The organism is bacterium, assembly GCA_040755795.1.
Taxonomy (GTDB): Bacteria; UBA9089; CG2-30-40-21; order CG2-30-40-21; family SBAY01; genus JBFLXS01.
The window spans coordinates 1-1,384 of record JBFLXS010000686.1 but is presented as its reverse complement, the minus strand read 5'-3'; the positions used below and the strand labels follow the sequence as shown (position 1 = coordinate 1,384).

The 1,384-nt window shown below is 34.0% G+C and carries 3 protein-coding genes; all 3 read right to left on the bottom strand.

Features of this window, described 5'->3' with window-relative positions; genetic code table 11:
• Positions 1-10: 10 nt before the first annotated feature.
• The 3 genes from AB1414_20940 to AB1414_20930 all read right to left on the bottom strand — a co-directional run bounded on the left by AB1414_20940 (position 11) and on the right by AB1414_20930 (position 1,187).
• The gene (locus AB1414_20940) at positions 11-181 is read right to left on the bottom strand and encodes a hypothetical protein (GenBank protein MEW6609878.1); all 171 of its coding nucleotides are present in this window, start codon (positions 179-181) and stop codon (positions 11-13) included.
• A 145-nt stretch (positions 182-326) separates the two neighbouring features.
• The gene (locus AB1414_20935) at positions 327-731 is read right to left on the bottom strand and encodes an Mbov_0395 family pilin-like conjugal transfer protein (protein ID MEW6609877.1); all 405 of its coding nucleotides are present in this window, start codon (positions 729-731) and stop codon (positions 327-329) included.
• Positions 732-827: 96 nt separating this feature from the next.
• A complete protein-coding gene (locus AB1414_20930; GenBank protein MEW6609876.1) occupies positions 828-1,187 on the bottom strand; it encodes a pilin in 360 nt (119 codons plus the stop codon).
• Between the last annotated feature and the right edge of the window lie 197 nt (positions 1,188-1,384).

The window sequence follows — 1,384 nt, the reverse complement described above, 5'->3', positions numbered from 1 at the left end:
TACACTTTAATCAACTTAAGACACTTTTGCGGTAGGTCGCAATGACCTCAATATATCCTACAAGTTCTAAAGGTTTATCTTCAGTAACAGGTTTATAGCCAGCTGCTCCTCCTATCTCCTCTAATTCTTCAAGAGGTTTTGGTATATCCGCCAACATTACCAGAGGTAAAGAAGTAATCACTAAGCTAAGCAGAAGAGTAAAGATGTGTTTTTTTGTGATAAACATAATTTTACGGGGTAAGACCCGAACTCCTAAAGATCGCTAATCAATGCAAATAATTATTCGCGAATATTAGCAAATAAATTTGCGAATGATTAGCGATCTACTATTCTAAAAATTCCGGCTTTAACTTATCCATGACAAATCTAGCAATAGCATAGGCAGCTAGAACGATAATCAAACCAATAACTCCCTGACCGATTAATTTCTTAGCCTCACTAATCTTTTCATCATTCCCTCCAGCAGTCATCCACTTAAAGCCTCCAATAATAATGATTACTACAGCTACTACTCCTAAAAGCCCTAGAATAACATTAATTACTATACCTATAGTTGTAACCAAATCTGTATCTTCTTTATAGCCAGCTTCGCATCTTAATCTTTCAAGATCATCAGTAATGCCTGTACATTCGGACTTAGCTCCAACAAGAACTAACGATGGACTGATCAAAACCATTATCAAAGTCAAGCTAAGCAAAGTAGCTAAGAGATGTTTTTTGGTGATTTTCATTTTCTCACCTCCCTTCCGGAGATCAACCACTAATCTGTTAATACAAAAGTTTAGTAATTAGTGATTTCTACTTTAATTATAGCAAATAATACTATTTTAGTCAACTCCTAATGCCTGAAAGACAAATTTTAAAATAGCATAGCTGCTAAAGATTACTACTAATCCTAAAACAGTCCAAACCAAAATATTCCGACCTGTTTTTACTCTTTGCTCATTACCTCCTGCTGTCATCCAAGTAATGCCTCCATAAATAAACATTATCAAAGCCAAAGAGCCAACAATGCCAAGAATAACATTGATTACTTTTCCTGCCAAAACTGCTATTGGCTTTTCTTCTGGCAAATTCAAAGGATCACATAATCCATTACAATTTTCTGCCCCACTTATTAGGGGGAGAAATTGAAAAACAAACACTGATAACAAAAATAGATAAAAAATTGTTTCTTTGGTTCTCATAAATAATATATTTACTCAACTTTTGCACTCAAAACTTCTCTTTAGCTATAATTAACAATTTCTCTAAAAACGTGGTGTAATCCCATATTTCGCGCTAAGCGATTTTCAGTTGCTTTTACTAAGTAAAGGCTTAAAATAAAGGCCCAAATTTTCAAAAATCAACTGATTTTGCCTTAGCGCGAAAAATAAGTGTAATA